This is a genomic window from Mucilaginibacter sp. R-33 (genome assembly GCF_049949235.1).
Lineage (GTDB): Bacteria > Bacteroidota > Bacteroidia > Sphingobacteriales > Sphingobacteriaceae > Mucilaginibacter.
The window spans coordinates 2,470,740-2,492,725 of sequence record NZ_CP188089.1; the positions used below are offsets into that span (position 1 = coordinate 2,470,740).

Consider the following 21,986-nt stretch of genomic DNA (forward strand, 5'->3'; position numbering starts at 1 on the left):
GATCAGTTACCGCCCGGTGGTTTCACCGAGCAATTGCCTGCACTGCCGGGCAATTTCCAATTCTTCATTGGTGGGCACCACCAATATTCTGGCACGGGAAGCCGGTGCACTAAGATCACGAATACCATTGCCTTTTTCTGAATTTTTTGCGTTATCCAGCTTAATGCCTAAAAAATCCATATTCCGGCAAACGAGGTCGCGGGCCAGGGCATCATTTTCACCAACCCCAGCCGTAAACACAATTGCATCAAGCCCGTTCATTGCAGCGGCATAAGCGCCAATAAATTTTTTAATCCGGTAGGCATACATCTCATAAGCAAGCTCCGCCCGGGCGTTCCCATTATTATAAAGCGCGCTGATATCCCGCATATCGTTATGACCTGTAAGCCCTTGCATGCCGCTTTGTTTGTTTAACAACGTAGTAAGTTGTTCTGTACTGTAATTTTCTTGTTCTGCAAGGAATAATAATACCGAGGCATCAATGCTTCCGCTTCTTGTTCCCATGATCAACCCATCAAGTGGGGTAAGCCCCATACTTGTATCCACGCTCTTTCCGCCGTTAACAGCGGCCATGCTGCAGCCATTACCAAGGTGAATGGTAATGAGTTTTGCGTCTGTATGATTAAGATATTTCATTGCTTCACCACTAACGTACTGATGACTTATGCCATGAAAGCCATAAACACGAATGCCGTGGTTTTTATAAAAAGAGTCGGGTATAGCATACCTAAAAGCTTTTTCGGGTAGCGATGTATGAAACGCGGTATCAAATACAGCAATCTGTACAGCCTGGGGGAAAATCTTTTCCGACACTTCGATACCCTTTATATGCCCCGGATTATGCAAAGGCGCCAGTGGGTACAGTGCTTTGATCTTGTCTTTTACCCCGGGCGTAATGACTGTGGTACCGGTAAGTTTTTCGCCGCCATGAACTACACGATGACCAACCGCGCCCACTTGTCCCGAATCGCGGATCACCGCGATACCATCCCTGGTGAGCAGTTCGCCCACAGCCTGCATGCCGGCTTCGTGATCGGGTACCTGTTGTTGAATATACAACACTTTTTCTTCGTCATGCTGCCTGTATTTATGAGTGATCAGCGCATCCGGCTGACCGATGCGTTCAACCAGGCCACTGCAAAGCGGGCTGCTTGAATCCTGAGAAAACAACTGGTATTTGATAGAGCTGCTGCCCGAATTGATAACAAATATTTCCATATGTAAAATTATAGTGAGGCCGGGCTATCCTGACTTTGTATAGCAGTGATAATAACGGTATTAAAAACATCATCAACAGTGCAACCGCGGCTAAGGTCATTAACCGGTTTATTCAACCCCTGTAGCATCGGCCCAATGGCCAGGGCTCCCGTTTCCCGCTGCACCGCTTTATAAGTATTATTGCCGGTATTCAGATCAGGGAAGATCAATACGCTTGCTTTGCCGGCAACTTCTGAACCGGGCATTTTTTGGCTGCCAACTACCGGATCTACAGCGGCATCATATTGTATGGGCCCTTCTACTTTAATATCGGGCCGTCTATCACGCACCAATTGGGTAGCTCGCCTAACCTTTTCAACATCGGCCCCTGAACCTGATGTGCCCGATGAATATGAAAGCATTGCAACACGCGGTTCGATGCCAAAACGCAGGCTGTTATCTGCCGACGAGATAGCTATTTCTGCCAGTTCTTCTGCAGTAGGGTCGGGATTTACCGCACAATCGCCAAATACAGAAACACGGTCGGCCAGGCACATAAAAAAAACAGATGACACCGTAGAGATGCCGGGCTTTGTTTTGATAAACTGCAGGGCGGGGCGTATGGTATGCTGAGTAGTATGAACAGCCCCGGAAACCATTCCGTCGGCGTGCCCTTTATAAACCATCATCGTTCCAAAATAAGATACATCCGTCATGAGGTCCCTCGCCATTTCGAGGGTTACATTTTTACTTTTACGCAGCTCATACAGTGTTTGAACATAATCTTCGTAATGAGGCGAACTGGCCGGGGGTATAACGGTTACCTTATTGAGATCAAGGTCAATGCCCAACCGTTTCACCGAAGCGGCTATTTCCGCGGGATCGCCAAGCAGGATAATGTGAACCAACTGCTGTGCAATCAGTCTTGCGCTCGCCTGCAGGATGCGGTCGTCATTCCCTTCGGGCAGTACAATAGTTTTGCGCTGCCGCTTAGCCCATTGGGTGAGCTGGTATTGAAACATGTGCGGCGTCATCACATTGGAATGATACGTTACCAGCATTTTATCAAGGGCGGCGATATCTATATAACGGTTAAATGTTTCTATAGCAAGCCGGATTTTTTTAGTATTATCTGCTGTAATACGGGCTTTAACTGCTGCCACCTGGTTGGTTGTTTCAAAAGTGCCGGTTCCGACAGCAAGGATAGGAACAACGTTCTGCAATCCTTCAATCAACCTCATCACCGGTTCTTCCGGAACTGCACCTGCCGTAAGTATAATGCCGGCCACGCGGGGATAACTGGCAGATTGATTGGCCTGCAACGAGCTGATGACAATATCTCCCCTGTCGCCAGGTGTAACGATCAAAACATTCTCCTTCAGATAATTCAAAAAATTGGGCACCTGCATGGCGCCGGTCACAAAGTTATCAACCTGGTTTCCGAGGTGTTCACTACCAAACAGCAACCTGCCGTCCAACTTTTCAAAAATATCGCGAACAGTTGGGTTTTCCAGGCCCGGATCAGCGGGTACAACGGCGATAAGTATATTTTCGGACAATTGCGCACGCAGCAATTGTTGTACATCTGCAGCCTGATCGGCCTGTACCCTGTTGACGACAACCGCTAATACCTGAATATCCTGCACCTGGTAAGCCTGCCTGAAATTCAGCGCATCCTGAACGATTTCGGCAGTGGTTTTCCCCACGCCCGATACAAGGAGTAAGACGGGGGAGTTCAGATTTTTGGCGATGAGCCGGTTAGTTTCAAACTCAAATGCCGTTCCCTGCCCTTCAAAATCACTCCCTTCAACTACAGTAAAATCGCACGTCGCTTCTAAGGCCTTAAACCGTGCGATAATCGCGTCGATCATGTCGCCCTGGTGCTGATCTTTGATCTGCTGCATAGCCTCCTGCCGGGTAAATACATAGGTATCCCGATAAGTTTGCGGTAGTTGAAAATGTGCCAAAACCGTTTCAATATGGGTATCTGGCTGCTCTTCCGGGCCAAACGGTATAATGGGTTTCAAATAACCTATCTTTTGTGCCCGGCCAAGCAGCATAGCCACCAGGCCCAATACAATAACTGATTTGCCGCTATAGGGTTCGGCCGAAGTGATATAAATACTTTTTGTCAAAACCTTTATAAATTAAGTTTTCTTGTGGAACTAAGCAGCCCGCCTTATGCCTGTAAACGCCAATTTAAGGTCCTTCATTGCCAATAAAGCGCCCCCTACCCTGATCTGTAAACTAATAAAGTCATCTATCAGCGATAACCCGATCACAGCTCCCGGAACAACGATCAATTGTTCTATTTTGTTTATGAAATGAAGAATATCTTTATGCAGGTCATGTTGCTCAAGCATAGCGGAGTGCAGCCCTTCTTCCATATGCCTGGCCGGGCTTTTTTCGCCAGCCAGCAGTTTTGTTAAAAAGGCATGCTCATTATCCATGAAGGCCAGGTCTGCCAGCCATTGTTTACCAGTGAGGTAAATTTCCTGAAGTTCAAATTCCAGTTCGGTGTCTTCGATAAGTGCTTCCATCGTTTGAATATTTTATAGTACAAATATCGTTGCCGGATGAAATCTGATAAGGGTAAACAATCAAAAACAAAAATGATCTCCGTCATATTTAACTACGGACTGAGCAGGACAGTGGGGATACAACCCTCGCTCAAAAACAACAACTATGAAAGCGATGATTAGCAGCGTTGAATTAGCAAACAGAAAAGGGAGTATGTTGTGATACTCCCTTTAATTAATGCGCCGGATGTGGCGTACTTTTCTTTTTCAGCCAGAAACAATGCGCTGCGCACGCATGCAGCTTATAATTTTTGTGCGCCGTGCCAAAATTATGTCCTGCGGGATCAAGGATTTCGCATTCTTCGGCATCTTTATCCTTAACTTTAAGTACGGTTTCACCCTCATTATTAAAATAAAAACCGTCTTTCCTGGCTTTGCCCAGTTTATTGCCCTTGGCATCGATTACGTTACCGTCCCGGTCAATAAAATAAACCTTGTTGCCCTGGGCGTCTTTTACGATATCATCTTTGCTGATATACCCGAGCAGCGTACCACCGTGATCATGGATTTCACCTTTTTTATTAATATGAATTTCGCTGGCAGGAACACTCTTAGGTTCTATTTGCGCAAATGCAGGTACGCTATTCCATAATAGCGCAGCTGTAATAAACAAAATAGCTGTGATTAGTTTTTTCATGATTGTTTTTTTTTCCAAAGTACCGGCATTTAAAAAAGCAAATCATTGATCATCAGCATGTAAAAAAGTAATGGTTATCATTTATTGCAAGGATGGTTTATTCTATGTTTGGAAGGTGATCTATCCCAAAAAAACATAAAAAGAAAAAGAAATTCTATAAACAACACTTTACTAATTTGCTCATATTTGTACCGTGATGAAGAAACTGTTCGTAACTTTTTTAGCTGTGCTGTACCTCGGGGTTTCTTCGGGTGCAACATTGCATTATCAGTACTGCATGGGCAGGCTGGTCAAAGTTGCGTTGTGGCATGATGAGCAGGGCAAAAAATGCAATACTTGCGGTATGAACTACCATGGCAAGGCTGCAAAAAAATGCTGTACAGATAAACACCAGCAACTGAAATCGGAAAAGAGCAGTTCACTAACATACAGCCAGATTAGCCTGGGAACAAGCCCCGCATTGCTGGTTATACCGCTTTTCGGGTTGGTGCCTTACAATTACCTGCCGCTGAAAATTAGTCATCCGGTTGGACAGTCACCGCCGCTTGTCACTACCCTACCTGTTTTTTTACGCAACTGCAACTTCCGCATTTGATTTTCCTTTTGCTTCAATCCGAAGCCTGGTAGCTTTCTTATGGCTATCCTGCAACCCTAAAACTTCTTTAATTCATAGTTTCCTGCTACGGCGGGAAATGATATTCATTACTTAACCATTTCTATATCATGAAAAAGATTCAAATTTTCGTTTTCGCCATCATCATGTTATTTGCTTTTAACCAGGTTAAAGCACAAAACACTTCATCCAAAGCGGATGTACTTTCGGCCTATTATGGCGTAAAAAACGCCCTGATCAGCGGCGACGCGTCTGCAACCAATGCCAAAGCCAAAATGTTGCTGGCTGCAATCAGTTCATTTCCGGTCGACAAGCTTTCAGCAGCCGATAAAACTACCTGGACAAAATATGCGGATAAGTTGCAGTTCGATGCCCGTCATATTTCGGAAAGCGATGACATCACGCATCAGCGTGAACATTTTGCCAGCCTTTCAGAAAACATGTTCGCCACCGTACAGGCAATCAAACTGAACAATGCCCCTGTTTACCGCGACTATTGTCCGATGAAAAAATCATATTGGTTAAGTGAAACTGCCGCTATTCAAAATCCCTACTACGGCAATCAAATGTTAACCTGTGGCGCTGTAAAAGAAACTCTACCTGCAGCTAAGTAATTAAAGGGCCGGGGCATATACTCCGGCCTTATATTTTAATACTATGAAGAAGTTTATTTTATTGTTCCTTTTTTTGCTGCCTGTTGTCAGTTCCATTGCCCAACATTCGGGGATGAAAATGGAGTCTGCCGGTCAGAGCAAGCATCTTCCGTTTTTCACCAAAACAGGTAACCGGGAGATTTACCACTTATATATCAATGATACCACCGTTAACTATACCGGCAAACAGCGGCCGGCTATGGCTATAAATGGCAGTATCCCTGCACCCGAACTGGAATTTACCGAAGGCGATACTGCCGAGATCTATGTGCACAATGAAATGATGATGGAAACCTCTATCCACTGGCACGGGCTGATCCTGCCCAACCGGTATGACGGTGTTTCCTATCTAACTACCACGCCCATCAAGGCTGGTGAAACGCACCTGTTCAAATTTCCGCTGGTGCAGCACGGAACCTACTGGTACCACTCCCATACGATGACGCAGGAACAAAGCGGGCTGTACGGGGCATTTATCATTCATAAAAAACAGCCATCCCCTTTAAAGGAATATACCCTGCTGCTAAGCGACTGGACCGATGAAAACCCGGAACAGGTACAGCGCCGGCTCCATAATGCCACAGACTGGTATGCCATCCGTAAAGGCAGTACCCAGAATTATTTGCAGGCGATACAAACCGGACATTTCAAAACAAAGCTGGCCAATGAATGGAAACGCATGACGGCTATGGATGTAAGCGATGTTTACTACGACCGTTTTTTCAGCAATGGCAAGGCCGAAAACCAAGCTCCCGAATTTAAAGCCGGCGACAAGGTGAAACTGCGGGTAATTAACGGAAGTTCTTCTACCTATTTCTGGCTTGGCTGGGCGGGCGGCAAACTAAAAGTTGTTGCCAATGACGGCGAAGATGTTCAGCCTGTTGAGGTGGACCGGATGATCGTAGGCGTTGCAGAAACGTATGACCTGATAGTTACTATCCCTGCCGATGGCAGTTATGAGTTCCTGGCGACACCCGAAGATCGTACCAAATATACGTCGCTTTGGCTGGGCAGCGGTGCTAAACACGCCGCTAAAAAGCTGCCTAAGCTGAAATATTTTGCCGGCATGAAAATGATGAATGATATGATGGATATGCACGGTAACATGAAGGAAATGGAAGGAATGAAGATGACTACCCAGGTAATGGACATGAACACCGTGATGTATCCCGAACTTGACAAAGGCAAGCCGCCGGTTACCCTGAACTATGGTATGCTGAAAGCCCTTCAACCGACAACGCTTCCAACCGGCCCTACCAAAGTGTTCAATTTTGAATTAACCGGTAACATGAACCGCTATATCTGGACGATCAACAACAAAACCGTTTCGGAATCTGACAAGATCCTGATTAAGCGGGGAGAAAATGTTCGTATCATTCTCTATAACAATACCATGATGCGTCATCCTATGCACCTTCACGGGCATTATTTCAGGGTATTAAACGGACAGGGAGAATACTCGCCGCTGAAGAACACCCTGGATATTATGCCGATGGAAAGGGACACCATCGAATTCCGTGCCAGCGAAAGTGGCGACTGGTTTTTCCATTGTCATATCCTATACCATATGATGAGCGGTATGGGGCGGATCTTCAGTTACGAAAACTCGCCGCCTAACCCCGAAGTGCCCGACCCCGCAGCTGGCTTTAAGAAAGTAGCTGCCGACGATCGTAAATACTATGCATCGGCCAAACTGGGGCTGGAAACAAACGGCAGCGATGGCAACGCGGCTTTAGCAAATACCCGCTGGAAATTTTCTACCATGTGGCACCTTGGAATAAACAATACCAAGGGATACGAGAGTGAAACGATGTTTGGAAGGTACTTTGGCCGTATGCAATGGCTGTATGCTTATGCAGGATTTGATTATCATTATAAAAAAACAAATGAACAGGAAAAAAACCTGTTCGGTCAGCTCAGCAATAAAAACAACCGGCATACGGTAGTTGCAGGTTTGGCCTACACTTTGCCATTACTGTTTGTGGCCGATGCCCGTATTGATGGCAATGGCAAACTCAGGTTTCAACTTGGCCGGGAGGATATTGCATTGACCAGCAGGCTCCGGTTTTCTATCACAGGCAATACCGATAAAGAATATAGCACGGGATTGCGCTATATCGTTAATAAGAATTTTTCTTTCTCCAGCCACTATGACAGTGATATGGGTTTAGGCGCCGGATTAACATTAACCTATTAGTAGTTATCATTAAGTAAAGCTAATTAACACAAACGACTATGGAACATCAGCATCATGAACACCAGCACGAAATGCCTGAAATGAAAGGGCACCAGCATCCACAACATCAGGAAAGGAATGGTATGGGGCATGGAGACATGGGCCACGCCGGGCATGATCACGGAGCCATGATCGCTGACTTCCGTAAGCGTTTTTACGTGGTGCTGGCATTCACCCTACCCATATTGGCCCTGTCGCCAATGATCCAGCACTGGCTGCACCTGCAAATTGGTTTCCCGGGCGACCGGTATATACTTTTTGCGCTGTCGACGGCAGTTTTTCTTTATGGCGGCCGGCCTTTTCTGACCGGGTGGCTTTCGGAACTAAAGGCGAAAAACCCCGGAATGATGACCCTGATCGGTTTCGCCATATCCGTTGCTTACCTGTACAGTGCGGCTACCGTATTCGGGCTTAATGGCATGGATTTCTTCTGGGAACTGGACACGCTTATTCTCATTATGCTGTTGGGACACTGGATCGAAATGAAATCGATAGCAGGTGCCTCGCGCGAGCTCGAATTGCTGGTCCAGCTCATGCCTTCAGCCGCGCACGTGCTTAAAGGAGACATTACAGAGGACGTAAAAACGGAAAGCCTGAAAGAAAATGACCTGATCTTAATTAAACCGGGCGAAAAGGTACCCGCCGACGGTATGGTGGAAGATGGCGAGAGCTACCTGAATGAGTCCATGCTGACAGGGGAATCTGCCCCGGTGCAAAAAACAAAAGGCCAGCGAGTGATTGCCGGATCGGTGAACGGTAACGGTTCATTAAAAGTTCGTGTTACACATAGCGGTAAAGATTCCTATTTGTTCAAAGTCATCGATCTTGTCCGCGATGCGCAAAACGCTAAATCAAACACGCAGTTGTTAGCAGATAAAGCCGCCCGTTGGCTAACTATCATTGCGCTCTTAGCCGGTATAACTACGTTCGTGGTATGGATTAGCCTGGGGCACGACCTGGCTTTTGCCATGGAGCGGATGGTGACCGTTATTGTGATCTGTTGCCCGCATGCGCTTGGCCTGGCTGTTCCCCTCGTGGTAGCTAAATCAACATCCTTATCGGCGCAACATGGCCTGCTGATTAAAAACAGGACTGCTTTTGAAAATGCACGAAAGATCACGTCTATAGTTTTTGATAAAACCGGCACCTTAAATAAAGGAAAATTTGAGGTATCCAGGATGGTGTTTACCGAAGGAGTGCTGAAAAGCGAAAATGAATTACTTAAGCTGGCGGGGGCATTGGAAAGCAATTCAGAACATCCGATAGCCACAGGCATTTTAAGTGAAGTTAAAAAAAGAAAACTAACCCTTCCCGAAGTAACACAATTTAAAGCCATCACAGGTAAAGGCGTTGAAGCGGTTACAGAGCAAAAGCACATCAAAGTGGTCAGTCCCGGTTATCTGAAAGAAAATAGCATCAGCCTCCCGGTAAATTTCAAGGTGGCCAGTAACGAAACAGTGGTATTTGTATTGATCGATGAAAAACTTGCCGGGTTTGTTGCCCTTGCCGATGCCATCAGAGAGGAATCAAATGGAGCGATAGCAACCCTCCACGAAAACGGCATTAAGTCGATACTCCTGACCGGCGATAATAAGCAGGTTGCCGAAAGTGTTAGCACACAGCTGAAAATGGATGGTTTTTTTGCCGAAGTACTGCCGCATGAAAAACTGGAAAAGATCAAAGAATTGCAGCAACAGGGCGAGTTTGTAGCAATGACAGGTGATGGTGTAAACGACGCCCCCGCACTTGCCCAGGCCGACGTGGGCATTGCTGTTGGCTCGGGCAGTGACATTGCTGCCGAAACCGCCGGCATTGTGCTGGTAAACAGCAATCCTAAGGACATCGTTAACCTGATCCTGTTTGGTAAAGCCACCTACCGTAAAATGACACAGAACCTGGCCTGGGCAACTGGTTACAATGTGATAACCCTGCCACTGGCAGCAGGCGTTCTGTACAACCAGGGTATTATGGTAAGCCCGGCAATTGGCGCGGTACTCATGACAGTGAGCACGGTAGTGGTGGCCATTAATGCCAGCCTGTTATCGATAGGTAACAAAAAATAGTTGGCAATTTGCAGTTAGGTGCCTGGCGTGAACCGGGCCAGCTCATAAATGCCTAAAGACTTTTCGATACCGGCCACTTTCTCAACCATCCCTTCAAACCCGTTTTTGCCAAACAGTTTATGTTCGTTATTTTCAAATTCCTCACCCAGCGCGTCATATTCATGATGGGATACGATCTTGCGGAAGGCGGGGAATAAAATGGTATCCTCGCGCGCTTCATGCGGGCGGTACATCCTGTTGAAATTATTCAACAAGGTAATAAGCTGCTGTTTTTCCGTATCGGTCAGGTTTTGAGACTTAGTTAATTGCATGAGCTCATCCGTGATAGTACGCCCAGCCTTATGCTGCGCCAGCAACGTTTGTACAAGATCAGTTAACTGGTTGGCCTTTTGAAAACGCGGGAACAGGTAGTTTTCTTCCTGCTTTTCATGGTAATCCTCAACAAAGGTGCGGATAATGCCCGCCGAGTTTAACAATGCTTCCATCGGGAAACCCTGCTTATCTATTAGGAGGCCTTTGCAATGGTCATAAATAAGCAGCACCCGGTTCAGTAAACCGTGCTCCTGCATAAGATCCTCGGGCGGCGATACTTTTTGATCCTCCTCATCATCGCTGTCATTACAAGCTGATAACAATGTCAGCCCGGTTAGTGACCCAATGGCGGCTGTCTTAATAAAATCCCTGCGGTGTTGATTTGCGGTTTCCATAGCGAAGTCAGATAAGATGATGATCAATGACTAACAAAAATCGTACTGTATCAGGCAATACTGCAAAATATTTAGCAATAAAGGTACTATGATATTTTGAACGCTGGAAATCCTCTTTTTCTTATCCGCTATTTAATAATCTCTTTCATGCCCCGGTTATATTCAGGCAAAATTGATATTACTTCCGTTTATCCGATAACCTCAAACATCTGCCTTGGCTGTCTATTGTTATTTATATTAACGTTCGCTCAGGATTTAATATGTTGGTTGGTAAACCCGGGGGCGACATAAATTCATTTAAAGCCTCCAGGTAATGGCAGCCGGCTTTGTTAACGCCTTTCATTTTTCCCGCTGTTCCGTTTAATATTTGCTGTATTCTTTTTTCATCCGTGGAAGATACAAAGCCCGCAACACAGCCGGCGGATTTGGATTGGCTTAAACAAATGGAGGTTAACTGTTTTTTAATGGCATTCACCACTATGCAGCTTTTTCGCAGTTCGCACCATTCAACAAACCTGTTGATGAAATGGTTGTTGATCTCTCGCGCGGCAATAACCTGGCTTTGCCTTTTCTGAATAGTTTCACTGTTAACAAGCGAGAGTTGGTCGATATTAACCAGTTTAATGTGCGGTAATTCTGATGCTGCGGGTTCAACATTGTTGGGTATTGCCAAATCTATGATCAGTTTTTCACTGCAATGTTCAAGATCAGCTTTAAAAATTACAGGTGTAGCGCAAGCGGTGGCAACGATGATAACATCTGCATGGGAAATGAGTATTGGCAAATCTGCTATATGGCCATAACTAATATCCATTTCTTCGGCAAGCCGCTCTGCCTTATCAACAGTCCTGTTAACCAAAGTAATACGAACCTTTTGTCCCAGGTAATCTTTAATGTTTTTACATGTACGCTGCCCCATTTTACCTGCCCCTACAATCAAAATATTTGTGGCATCAGCATGATATTGCTTAATGGATTGCAGAGCTGCAAATGATATGGAAGTAGTTCCTTTGCTGAGGCCCGTTTGATTTTTGATCTGCTTTGAAGCTTGCAAAACAGTGTTATATAGCTTTTCCAAAAAGGTATTGATAAAACCACGGTCCTTCGCAAACCTTACAGACTGTTTAAACTGCCCGATAATTTCATAGTCTCCAAGTATCTGCGAATCTAAACCAGCTGCAACGTTAAACATATGTTCAACCGCGCCAAGGCCTTCCTTTTTATAGCAGTGACCCTTAAATTCTTTTATTTCGCCATTGGTAACACTGCATAACAGGTTAACCAGTTCATTTGGCGTATTGGTTACTCCGTAGATTTCGGTACGGTTACATGTCGACAAGATAAATAATGAGCTAACGTCATAATTACCGGCCTCTTTCAATATGGCTTCATATTGCTCGTTTGAAATTGCAAAACGGCCTCTAAGCCGGGCGTCCGATTTTTTATAATTAATTCCGACCGCGTAAAAATTTTCGATCCCAGTTATGCTGCTCTTATTATTCACGCTTTTAAAACTTTAAATTGTATAACAGGGAAATGACCGTTCGTTTACTGGCGGCATAGCTTACCTCAACTACTTTCATAACATTATTTTTATGAGGTAAAGTTGCGATGTTCGGCAGGTTAAAATAGTGACGGCCGTCACTTATACAATTGATTGTACACCCGAAACCGGTTCAATTGATTAATAAAGCAACATAAAAAACAATCACAGGGATATTTACCTGTGATTGCGATGATGTACAACAGCCGGCAGATCGGGATGCATAGCATGTATCACAACGTCAACAGCCCAAGCGATACTGACACAAATGTGACGGCGATCATGCCCTTAACTGACCGGCAGCATTTTGTTTAAACAGTGATGAGCTTAGCTTTGGTCAATTAATATTCGCCGTTATGTTAGGAAAATTGGAACAACCGGAAATTGAAGCGTTGCTTAGCCGGCAGGTAATCGGCCGTTTAGGGTGTCATGCCCAGGGCACCACGTATATCGTACCCGTTAACTATGTATACAAGAACGGCGTAATCTATGCGCATTCCGGTCCGGGAAAGAAAATTGAAATGATGCGAAAAAACCCTAAAGTTTGTTTTGAAGTTGATGATATAAAAAACATCTTTAGCTGGAAAAGTGTCATAGCCTGGGGTACATTTGAAGAAATTACAGACATAGCGGAACAAGAGCAGACAATGCAGTTACTGATCCACCGGGTTATGCCACTGGTGGAACATGCTACAGACCATCCCTCCCATGGTATAACCGCAAATGAGTATGATATTGGCGACAAGATCGACCTGATCGTCTATAAGATCAGGATAGACAAGGTCACCGGCAGGTTTGAACATCATTGAGCTGCATAAATAATATTAATAATCAACACATTAAACTTTGGGCCTTGTGCATTCTGTTTTTAGCTTTTATATAAAGTACGGAATTATACAGTTAAAAGCTTTTGGAATGGGTCAAACTCAAACTAAAGGAATGAGCCCGATAAAATACCGGGCTCATCACATGATTAATTAAGACTGTTGTCCAGATTTTGGCATGCGCTTCATTGACAGGCCGCCTCTGGCTTTTAAGATCCGGTTGCTATTTGTAATCCGGATTTTGTATAAGTACGCCTCCGCTCTTGTCAATTTCTGTTTGAGGCAGAGGCCAATGGTAAAATTTATCCTCAAAACGATAATTGATAAGGCTGGTTTTTACCGCGTTAAGTACCGGGCCGGCAATATGCCATCTTAACAGATCATAGTGACGCAAGCCTTCGAAAGCAAGCTCAACACGGCGTTCGTGCCTGATGCGTTCACGCATCTGATCTTTGGTGTACCCGGCCGGGAAAGCCGGCATATTTACCCTTGCTCGCAAATCGGCCATAGCTTTATAAACTGTTGCATCAGGGCCGGCAATTTCATTTTGAGCTTCTGCATACATCAGCATCACCTCACCTAAACGCAGTATAACCGCATCCTGCTGGCTAACGGTTGAAAAGCCGTAAGGGATATTATTCGGTTCGAGGAATTTGATAATTCCGTAGCCTGTAGGCCTCAGGTTTGAAGGATGGTGAACTTTGCCAGGGCCAAAATATACCGAATCGGCGTATACTGTTTTAGCCAGCCTTGGATCGCGGTTTTTGAATTGATTTTTGGTATCGGTTAATGGCGAAGTGCCATATGGTTGTCCGTCAGTACACTCGTAGGCATCTACCATATTTTGCATAGGCGCACAGGCATCCCAGTCGCCGTAATACATGTCCCACGGAGCTGTATTGTTTGGCGCAAGGAAGTTAACCGAAAACATGATCTCGGTATTATTTTTCTGGGTTGCATCCCTGAAAATATCCTCAAAGTTGGTACTCAGTTTGTATTGTCCCATCAAGTCCAAACAAAGGTTTCGTACCTGGGTTAGCATGGCGGCATCAGGCGTACCGGTGCTGCCAAATGCTGCAAATAACAAAACCCTTGCCTTTAATGCCTTTGCAGATGAAGCTGCAGCGTGGCCGCCGTTAGCATAATAAGCTGCAGCGTTCAAATTGGCAATACCATAATCCAGGTCGGCAATGATCTGGGCAAGCACCTGCGCTGCAGGTACTTTAGGTTGCTTTTGATTACTCAAATCAAGTGGTTGTGTAACCAACGGAACGTCGCCATAAATACTGTATAGCTGAAAGTAAAGAAAGGCACGGATAAACCTTACCTCGCCTTCATAAGTTTTACGCTGGCTATCAGAAATATCGGAGCCTTTGTAACTACTTAAATTTTGCAAAAACAGGTTTACCCTTGTAATACCTATATAACTATCGTTATAAATGGCAGTTTCATAACCACCTGTAGTGGGGTTAAAGTTGCCTTGCACAAAGTCCTTGGCAGCACCCGAATTAAACTGATTGTAGCCGTTATCAGTAAAGCCATCCCTGAAGCCCATGCCATAGGAAAATTCTTCTGGCTGAAGGGAAGCGTAAACCGCTGCCAAAGCCGCGTCAAAGTCTGCTTTCGTTTTATAGAAAGTTGAGGTGGCAATCTGATCGTTAGGGTTAAGATCAAGCGCCTTTTTACATGCGCCTAAAAACAGCGATGTAATTAATATGATGGTTAATATAATTCGATTTTTCATGTGGGCTAATTAAAAGGAAACGTTCAAACCAAAAGAGTAGATTTTATTTTGCGGGTACTGCACCTGGTCTCCGCTGCCATAACGCTCAGGATCAAGGCCTTTAAATTTGGTTATGGTTAACAGGTTATCGCCCGCGAAATAAACCCTTAACCTGTTGATACCTACTTTTTTGGTAAGCTGTGACGGCAGGGTGTAACCAAACACCAGGTTTTTAAGCCTCAAATACGATGCATCCTGCAGGAAATACGATGACCTGCGGCCTATTTTATCCGGTGCACTTTGCCCGAAATAAAGACGCGGCATAGTGGCTGAAGGATGCTCAGGAGTCCAGGCATTCAGCCAATCGGTAGTTGGTGAAGATCCCTGTACAAATGGTATTGTGCCCCAACCTGATACATAAGATTTAACACCGTAAACGCCTTGCATCATGGCTGATAAGTCAAAGCCTTTAAAGCTGGCCGATAAGTTAAATGAGTAGTTTAATTTTGGATAAACACCACCGATTATTGTACGGTCATTTTGATCAATTTTACCATCGCCGTTTACATCTTTATATTTCAGGTCGCCAGGTAAGGTAGAGTCAGAAAACTGTTTAGGAGAATTGGCTACCTCTTGTGCCGACTGGAAGATACCGACAACTTGCAGCATGTAGAATGAATTCCATGGCTGCCCGTTTTGGTTAATTTTATAATCGTTGATTTCAGTTTGACCAAATTTCACCAGTTTGTTTGTATTATGGTCAACGTTTGCCCCTACATTAAAGGCTAAGCCTCTTAAAGCACCATCTGTAATTACATTATTATATGATACACCGAGTTCAATACCCCTGTTATTTACCGAACCGTCATTAATAGTAGGTGCACTTAAGCCCACAGCTGCGGTAACCTGTGCCTGCCTTAAAATATCAGACGTTGTTTTATTATACCAATCGGCAGTTAAATTAAAGTTTTTGAAAACTGTTACATCCAAACCAATGTCGGTCATAGTAGTGGTTTCCCATTTAATAGCCGGATTGTTGAGGTTTTGCTGAGCTACGCCAGTTAACAGTGTCGAATTATCAAAAGAATAATTGCCGGTAAAGTTCAATAAAGCCTGATACGGATAGTTGGCACCATAGCCGTTCATTACTATGTTTTGATTGCCCAACTGTCCCCATGAACCTCTTAGTTTGAAATTATCCAACCAGGTTAAATTCATGGCTTTTACTAAAGGCTCTTCAGTAACCCTCCAGCCGGCTGAAAACGATGGGAATACACCCCATTTGTTTTTACCGGCGAATTTTGAACTTCCGTCATCACGAATGTTGCCCTCTAAAAGGTAACGCCCTTTATAGTCGTAATTTACACGACCGAAATAAGACATTAAGGCCCATTGGTTACTGGTTCCGTTTGCGTTTTGAATATCAGAACCACCTGCGTTTAACTCCTGCAAGTCCAGATCGGCAAAGTTTTTACGATATCCGGATAAATATTGATATTTACTTTGCTCAATGCTGTAACCAAATTGTGCTTTAATATTATGCCCATGAAAATTGTGTGCATAGTTCAGGTAACTGAACAGGTTGGTATATACGGTTTGCTCGTCCTGATCTGTTAAACCTTTACCCAGGTCAAGAGATGTTGCCAGTTGATTAGTGCGGAAATTATACTCATCCAGCGTAGCTTTAAAGTCCTTGTACTTATCCATGTTAAAGTTCACAGCACCTTTAGTATACCAGGAAATATCTTTAGTAAACTGCACCTCAAACCAGCCCTGAGCATTTACAGCATAATCATTGGTGATCCTTCTGAAGTTTTGATCAAGTACAGCTATCGGGTTTTTATTGTTATACTCAAAGTCATAAGCTTTGTAGGTGTACCGCCCGCTACCATCAGCTAAATATGGACCATAAGTAGGCGCCTGCGACATGGCCGAAAGGAAAAGGTCCATAGATGAACCATCCCACTGACTTGGTGATGAAGGGTTACCGGCTACAGCATCCCTGGTGCCTGATTTTAACAATACGTTGGTACCAAATTTTATATGGTCGTTAATCTTTGAAGTCAGATTGATCCGTGCGCTATATCGCTTATAATCAAAGCCCCTTTCAATACCGTCCTGGTTAACATATCCCAGTGACACGTTATACGTAGTTTTTTCACTGCCACCGTTAAACGTCAGGTTATGGTTTTGTGTTACAGCAGTCCTGAATATCAGGCTCAGCCAATCGGTATTAGGATAGCGTACCCTATCTGTAGCGTTACGATACAGATCAATCTGGTCCTGCGGATAAAGTGAGTTAGGATCTGTTGTGCCGCTGTTGATGCGTGCCTGGTTAAACATCTCCATATATTGGGCAGAGTTGGTCACCAGTTTAAACATTTTGGTAGGGCTGTTGTACCCTAAGTTACCATCGTAAGTAACAGACATTTGTCCGGCCTTGCCTTGCTTGGTTGTTACAAGCACCACGCCGTTGGCAGCCCTTGAACCGTATATTGATGCAGATGCAGCGTCTTTCAAAACAGATACATTGTCGATATCGGTTGGGTTAAGATCGCTGAAGTTACCGGGAACACCATCTATCAATACCAACGGGTCAGAACCGGCGCCACTGAATGTGCTGTTACCGCGGATCCGGATAGATACGGCCTCATTTCCAGGCTCGCCTGAGCCTGTGTTGATCTGCACGCCTGGTGCAAGACCTTCAAGCATAGACGCAGTGTTAACAACTGGGCGTTTATTCAATGTCTCGCCGGATACCGATGATACAGCACCTGTAAGGTTTGCTTTCTTTTGCGTACCATAACCAACCACTACAATTTCGTTTAGTGCCGATGTTTGCTCTTTAAGCGTTACATCAATTTTGGTTTGATTGCCTACAGGTACCTCCTGGGTAACAAAACCCACAAAGCTGAATACCAACACCGCGCTATTGTCATTCACAGTAACGGTATAATTGCCATCAATATTGGTTTGTACACCCGTGTTGGTACCTTTAACCTTTACTGTAACACCCGGTAAAGACACGCCTTTCTGATCTTTTACCGTACCGGTAATCGTTATTACCTGTACCGGTTTCTTTTCGGCGGGTTTGGGGGTAACTACAATGGTAGTGTTATTAATTACATAGCTAAAAGGCTGATCTCGGAAACATTGCTGCAATGCTTCTTCCAATCCCGCATCTTTAAGGTCGACGTTTACAGGAAGTGCCTTTTTTAGCATTTTGGAATTGTAGAGTACGCTATATCCGCTTTGCCTGTGGATGTCTTTAAGCGTTTCAACAAGCGAAGCGTTATTTTTACTAAGACTTATCCTTTGCGCAAACGTGGTTGAGGCACTTACCTGAAGTATCGAAACCAGACACAAAAAGAACGACAATTTCATGATCAGAAATATTTTTGATACGGCACGGGGTATCTGCCCGCGCTTTAATGCAGTAGAATTTTTGTACATTTGAATGTTAGGTTAAATAACTGGTTGTGAGAAAAAATGATCGTTAACTGACCTGATTGCTATCCGTAGCATTGAGCCAGGGGCGGTGCGAACGCTCCTGGTTACTTCTTTTTGGGATAGTATTATGTAAGTATGAGGTTACTTCATAATGATAACCCTCCTTCCTTCAATTTTATAGTGGATACTGCCGGTAAGCTTGATATTATCAAGCAATTCTTTAATATCCTTGTATTTGGAGATGGTACCGCCAAATTCATTTTCCTGAACCTGCGTATCTTGATACTCAATATCCACGTCATACCAGCGGCTCACCTGCTTCATGATATTCACAATGCTTTGATCATGAAATATAAAAAAGCCGTTTATCCAGGCCATATTGGCTTCAACATCGGCCTTTTGTACTTTTATTGATGAACCATTTTGGTTTACAGTTCCCTGTTGGCCAGGTAAAAGCATTATTGCGGCTGTGCCTTTACTCATTTTAACCGAGCCTTCAAGCAGGGTGGTGGTAATATCAGGGTTATCGCTATAAGCGTTAATGTTAAAGTGGGTGCCGAATACCTGCACCTGTGTACCATTAGCCTTAACTATAAATGGATGGGCCTTATCTTTTGCTACCTCGAAATAAGCCTCCCCGTTCAATTCAATTTCGCGGGTAGCGCCGCTAAAAAACTCCGGGAATCTTATATAAGAGGCCGCATTGAGCTTTACACTGGTGCCATCGCCCAATATAACCTCGTATTGGCCGCCACGGGGGGTAGTAATGGTATTGATCCGCGGGACGCCCTCATGTGGTTGTTCCGCGGGCTTTTTGTCAAATTTATAAACCACTACACCGTTGGCTGCTTTACTTACTTTTACGCCTGCCCCAGCTGCCAGCTGGCCATTTTTGGCATCATCAAGTACTATTTTATTGCCATTGGCCAAAGTAAGATACGCCTTGTTGCTTCCGGGTAATATGGTTGTTTTAGTATTCTTAGCTATGGTACCTGTCGTATTATCCCTTTTAACAGGCATAAACAGCAAGCCAGCCAATACAGCTATAGCAACTAATGAAGCAGCCGCCCATAGCCATTTGTAGCTTGTTTGTTTAAGAGGTTTTATGACGGTAGCCTTTTGCCTGCTTTCAGTTAATTTTTTCCAAATCCGCGCATGTACATCGGCTTCACTAACCTCTTCATCATCCCAAACCTCGTCGGCCAACTGCATTTCATCGCGGTATGCATCCAATAGCTGTTTTTCAGCATCAGTACATTGACCGCTCATATATTTTTCATACAGCGCAAGGAACTCGTTTTTAGTTATCATCAGGTTGCAATTGCAGGTTTATATGGTGTTAGTGTAAATTTTATGACGACACACACATACATTTCTAACTTTTTTTCCCACTCAGGCTTAAATGTTAAATAATTTTAACCGGCTTTTCCTACTTTTATCCAACCAATTGTATGTACAATTCTCATATTAGTGATCAGGAGCTGTGGCTTGCCGTACGTAATGACGATGAGTACGCGTTCGCCGTACTTTTTGACCGGTACTGGGTAAGATTATATAAGACTGCCCTCCGGTACCTGAAAGACCGTGAAAATAGTGAAGAAGCGGTACATGATGTTTTCCTGAATATCTGGGATCGCCGGCGCCAACTGGAAATAGAATCTGTCCCCAATTTTCTGCTCTCGGCCATCCGCTACCAGGTTTATAATCGTATGCGTGCAGCGAAGCCCCTGGTCGTCCTGGAACTGGATAATCTGGAAGCAGGCAGTTTCCCCGACTACAACCAGGGTGACTTCCGGATCAAAAACCAGGAATTGTTACAGGAACTGAGTTATTACCTGGAGAAGTTGCCCAAGCGATGCCAGGAAATATTTTATATGAGCCGCATGGAAAACCTGAGTAACCAGGAAATCGCCGTCCGCTTAGGAATATCCAAACGAACGGTTGAAAACCAGATAACCGTGGCGTTGAAACACCTAAGGAGCTGTTTCAAGCAAGTTTCAACGATGCTTTGCCTTTATTATGTGTTGTTTAAATAATACCGGTGCGGTGGCGCACGGCTTTGCGAAGCCTAACGTCATTTTAGGTACGAAGAGCTGCTGCGGCTCCTGAGCTTTGATTAATAATTATGATTGAATGCTGATGTTAAATAGATCTTTTAAAGCGCGTTTGGCCGAATGGTAGCCGCACATCCCATGTACCCCCCCTCCCGGCGGTGTGGATGATGAACAGATATAAATCCCCTTTGCCGATGTGCGGTATGGTGAGCGGCGCAATACCGGCCGGGTAAACAACTGGCCAATGTCAATTACCCCGCCGTTAATATCACCTCCGATATAATTAGGGTTATAGTTTTCCAGTTGCCCTGTGTTAAAAGTATGCCTGCTTATGATACGTTCGCGGAAACCAGGGGCAAAACGCTCCACTTGTTTTTCGATAAAATCGGTCATGTCTTTGTTTGATCCGTTGGGAACGTGGCAGTATGCCCAGGCGGTATGCTTGCCCTGGGGTGCACGGGTATTATCAAAAAGGCTTTGCTGGGCCAGCAGTACAAATGGTTTTTCGGGGTGCAAACCGTCCCAGATTTGCTGTTCACACGCAGCAATTTCCTTCAGCGTACCGCCAATATGTACCGTTCCTGCTTGTCGGGCCTCTCCTGCTTTAAACGGAATAACATCGTCAAGCGCCCAGTCAACTTTAAAAACCCCCATTCCGTAACGATAACGTTCCAGTTGCCATTTATACAATGATGAAAATTTATGCCCGGCAATTTGCAGCAGTTGTTTTGGCGTAACATCAAACAAAATTGTTTTTGCCGATGGCAGCTGATCAAAATTATTGATGTAAGTATTGGTTTCTATCCTGCCCCCTATTGATGTAAAGTATGACGCCAATGCCTCCGCTATTTTTACCGAGCCACCTTTAGGCACCGGCCAGCCTTTTAGATGCCCGTTAACCATCAACACTAAAGCAATTGCCGATGTGGTAAGATTTGTTAGCGGTAGAATGCCATGAGCAGCCATCCCGGCTAAAAGCCCTTTGGCTTCCTCAGTTTTGAAGCGCTTGGCCAAATAGTTTACTGAAGTTAAAGCAGCCAGCCCAAAAGCAGCCAGGTGGACCGGATGTTTTGGAAAAATAAGCGGGCCTAAAACATCAGGCGCCAAACCGGGCCACGAAGTTACCAGGGGGGCCATCAGTTTGATGTAGGTATCCCTGTCGGCACCCAACAGAGTGGCAGTTTCAATAATGGATTTTTTAAGTACCGCGGCCGTTCCATTATCAAAGGGGTGCGCTGCAGATATTGTGGGATAAATATATTCAAGGCCGTGCTCATGCAGTGGCAGGGTTTCAAAAAACGGCGAACCAACTGCCAGCGGATGAATAGCTGCACAAACATCATGCTTATAACCAGGCAGGGTTAGTTCTTCAGTACGTAAACCGCCGCCAATAGTACTTTTTCCTTCAAGCAGTAACACCGAAAGTCCGTTTTGTTGCAACAATATGGCTGCCGCAAGGCCATTTGGCCCCGAACCGACTATTACTGCGTCATAATCATGCTTTTCCGGTTTCACATGTATCTGTATTTTGGATTTGCCCGCTACTAATTTGCCTTAGTAAAACGCGCACTGACGATTTAAGTTATCAGGCACAATATACACATCATTTCTTGTAGCCTTACCTTTACGTTCTATAAAATTCGGGCAATTTATCCTGCAAATGGCCTCCAATCATACCGGCGGTAAGGTGTATCTGCTAACACCTGG

General features: G+C 44.7%; 17 protein-coding genes. 7 read left to right on the plus strand and 10 right to left on the minus strand.

The genetic code is table 11. The annotated features are described in order from the left end of the window. Positions 1–6: 6 nt before the first annotated feature. The 3 genes from ACP26M_RS10445 to ACP26M_RS10455 are packed head-to-tail and all read right to left on the minus strand — an operon-like array spanning position 7 to position 3,737. Positions 7–1,218, minus strand: a complete 1,212-nt coding sequence (locus ACP26M_RS10445) for an acetate/propionate family kinase (RefSeq protein WP_426588599.1) — start codon at positions 1,216–1,218, stop codon at positions 7–9. Between the two features lie 8 nt (positions 1,219–1,226). Further along, positions 1,227–3,332 carry a phosphate acetyltransferase gene (gene pta / locus ACP26M_RS10450; protein ID WP_426588601.1) on the minus strand — a complete coding sequence of 702 codons (2,106 nt, stop codon included), beginning with the start codon at positions 3,330–3,332 and terminating at the stop codon, positions 1,227–1,229. A gap of 30 nt (positions 3,333–3,362) precedes the next feature. Next, positions 3,363–3,737: a hypothetical protein gene (locus ACP26M_RS10455; RefSeq protein WP_090525198.1), complete on the minus strand. Its 375-nt coding sequence runs from the start codon at positions 3,735–3,737 to the stop codon at positions 3,363–3,365. 36 nt (positions 3,738–3,773) lie between these two features. On the opposite strand from ACP26M_RS10455, the gene ACP26M_RS10460 reads away from it, so the two are divergent. Beyond that, positions 3,774–3,899 (plus strand): hypothetical protein, encoded by a 126-nt coding sequence (locus ACP26M_RS10460; RefSeq protein ID WP_426588604.1) that lies wholly within the window; start codon positions 3,774–3,776, stop codon positions 3,897–3,899. Between the two features lie 52 nt (positions 3,900–3,951). Here ACP26M_RS10460 and ACP26M_RS10465 read toward each other — a convergent pair whose 3' ends face one another. Continuing rightward, positions 3,952–4,413, minus strand: a complete 462-nt coding sequence (locus ACP26M_RS10465; protein ID WP_426588606.1) for a DUF3659 domain-containing protein — start codon at positions 4,411–4,413, stop codon at positions 3,952–3,954. Between the two features lie 196 nt (positions 4,414–4,609). Between ACP26M_RS10465 and ACP26M_RS10470 the strand changes: the two genes are divergently transcribed. The 4 genes from ACP26M_RS10470 (at position 4,610) to ACP26M_RS10485 (ending at position 9,978) form a co-directional block, all read left to right on the plus strand. After that, complete coding sequence (locus tag ACP26M_RS10470; protein WP_426588608.1) at positions 4,610–5,008, plus strand: HYC_CC_PP family protein; 399 nt, start codon at positions 4,610–4,612, stop codon at positions 5,006–5,008. Positions 5,009–5,136: 128 nt separating this feature from the next. Next, positions 5,137–5,640, plus strand: a complete 504-nt coding sequence (locus tag ACP26M_RS10475; protein WP_091163622.1) for a DUF3347 domain-containing protein — start codon at positions 5,137–5,139, stop codon at positions 5,638–5,640. 43 nt (positions 5,641–5,683) lie between these two features. Then, positions 5,684–7,876, plus strand: coding sequence for a multicopper oxidase domain-containing protein (locus tag ACP26M_RS10480; RefSeq protein WP_426588610.1), 2,193 nt, complete (start codon positions 5,684–5,686; stop codon positions 7,874–7,876). 38 nt (positions 7,877–7,914) lie between these two features. Further along, on the plus strand, positions 7,915–9,978 hold the full coding sequence (locus ACP26M_RS10485; protein WP_426588612.1) for a copper-translocating P-type ATPase: 2,064 nt from the start codon (positions 7,915–7,917) through the stop codon (positions 9,976–9,978). A 14-nt stretch (positions 9,979–9,992) separates the two neighbouring features. On the opposite strand, the gene ACP26M_RS10490 is transcribed toward ACP26M_RS10485, so the two are convergent. Beyond that, positions 9,993–10,685 (minus strand): hemerythrin domain-containing protein, encoded by a 693-nt coding sequence (locus ACP26M_RS10490; protein WP_426588614.1) that lies wholly within the window; start codon positions 10,683–10,685, stop codon positions 9,993–9,995. A 232-nt stretch (positions 10,686–10,917) separates the two neighbouring features. Next, complete coding sequence (hemA, locus tag ACP26M_RS10495; protein ID WP_426588617.1) at positions 10,918–12,189, minus strand: glutamyl-tRNA reductase; 1,272 nt, start codon at positions 12,187–12,189, stop codon at positions 10,918–10,920. A gap of 395 nt (positions 12,190–12,584) precedes the next feature. Here hemA and ACP26M_RS10500 point away from each other — a divergent pair, with 395 nt between their 5' ends. Next, complete coding sequence (locus ACP26M_RS10500) at positions 12,585–13,037, plus strand: pyridoxamine 5'-phosphate oxidase family protein (RefSeq protein WP_090525181.1); 453 nt, start codon at positions 12,585–12,587, stop codon at positions 13,035–13,037. A gap of 238 nt (positions 13,038–13,275) precedes the next feature. On the opposite strand, the gene ACP26M_RS10505 is transcribed toward ACP26M_RS10500, so the two are convergent. The 3 genes from ACP26M_RS10505 to ACP26M_RS10515 form a co-directional block, all read right to left on the minus strand. Then, on the minus strand, positions 13,276–14,796 hold the full coding sequence (locus ACP26M_RS10505; RefSeq protein ID WP_426588619.1) for a RagB/SusD family nutrient uptake outer membrane protein: 1,521 nt from the start codon (positions 14,794–14,796) through the stop codon (positions 13,276–13,278). A 9-nt stretch (positions 14,797–14,805) separates the two neighbouring features. Further along, the gene (locus tag ACP26M_RS10510; protein ID WP_426588621.1) at positions 14,806–18,228 is read right to left on the minus strand and encodes a TonB-dependent receptor; all 3,423 of its coding nucleotides are present in this window, start codon (positions 18,226–18,228) and stop codon (positions 14,806–14,808) included. Between the two features lie 138 nt (positions 18,229–18,366). Beyond that, positions 18,367–19,536, minus strand: coding sequence for a FecR family protein (locus ACP26M_RS10515; RefSeq protein ID WP_426588623.1), 1,170 nt, complete (start codon positions 19,534–19,536; stop codon positions 18,367–18,369). A gap of 140 nt (positions 19,537–19,676) precedes the next feature. On the opposite strand from ACP26M_RS10515, the gene ACP26M_RS10520 reads away from it, so the two are divergent. Continuing rightward, the gene (locus ACP26M_RS10520) at positions 19,677–20,261 is read left to right on the plus strand and encodes an RNA polymerase sigma factor (RefSeq protein WP_426588625.1); all 585 of its coding nucleotides are present in this window, start codon (positions 19,677–19,679) and stop codon (positions 20,259–20,261) included. An 87-nt stretch (positions 20,262–20,348) separates the two neighbouring features. Here the strand turns inward: ACP26M_RS10520 and ACP26M_RS10525 are convergent, their stop codons facing one another. Continuing rightward, positions 20,349–21,794, minus strand: a complete 1,446-nt coding sequence (locus ACP26M_RS10525; RefSeq protein ID WP_426588627.1) for a phytoene desaturase family protein — start codon at positions 21,792–21,794, stop codon at positions 20,349–20,351. Between the last annotated feature and the right edge of the window lie 192 nt (positions 21,795–21,986).

Coding starts and splice junctions, on each gene's coding strand:
- ACP26M_RS10485 (WP_426588612.1), top strand. CDS start 7,915: ATGGAACATCAGCATCATGAACACCAGCACGAAATGCCTGAAATGAAA.
- ACP26M_RS10480 (WP_426588610.1), top strand. CDS start 5,684: ATGAAGAAGTTTATTTTATTGTTCCTTTTTTTGCTGCCTGTTGTCAGT.
- ACP26M_RS10455 (WP_090525198.1), bottom strand. CDS start 3,737: ATGGAAGCACTTATCGAAGACACCGAACTGGAATTTGAACTTCAGGAA.
- ACP26M_RS10500 (WP_090525181.1), top strand. CDS start 12,585: ATGTTAGGAAAATTGGAACAACCGGAAATTGAAGCGTTGCTTAGCCGG.
- ACP26M_RS10490 (WP_426588614.1), bottom strand. CDS start 10,685: ATGGAAACCGCAAATCAACACCGCAGGGATTTTATTAAGACAGCCGCC.
- ACP26M_RS10470 (WP_426588608.1), top strand. CDS start 4,610: ATGAAGAAACTGTTCGTAACTTTTTTAGCTGTGCTGTACCTCGGGGTT.
- ACP26M_RS10475 (WP_091163622.1), top strand. CDS start 5,137: ATGAAAAAGATTCAAATTTTCGTTTTCGCCATCATCATGTTATTTGCT.
- ACP26M_RS10460 (WP_426588604.1), top strand. CDS start 3,774: ATGAAATCTGATAAGGGTAAACAATCAAAAACAAAAATGATCTCCGTC.
- ACP26M_RS10505 (WP_426588619.1), bottom strand. CDS start 14,796: ATGAAAAATCGAATTATATTAACCATCATATTAATTACATCGCTGTTT.
- ACP26M_RS10510 (WP_426588621.1), bottom strand. CDS start 18,228: ATGTACAAAAATTCTACTGCATTAAAGCGCGGGCAGATACCCCGTGCC.
- ACP26M_RS10520 (WP_426588625.1), top strand. CDS start 19,677: ATGTACAATTCTCATATTAGTGATCAGGAGCTGTGGCTTGCCGTACGT.
- ACP26M_RS10465 (WP_426588606.1), bottom strand. CDS start 4,413: ATGAAAAAACTAATCACAGCTATTTTGTTTATTACAGCTGCGCTATTA.
- ACP26M_RS10515 (WP_426588623.1), bottom strand. CDS start 19,536: ATGATAACTAAAAACGAGTTCCTTGCGCTGTATGAAAAATATATGAGC.
- ACP26M_RS10445 (WP_426588599.1), bottom strand. CDS start 1,218: ATGGAAATATTTGTTATCAATTCGGGCAGCAGCTCTATCAAATACCAG.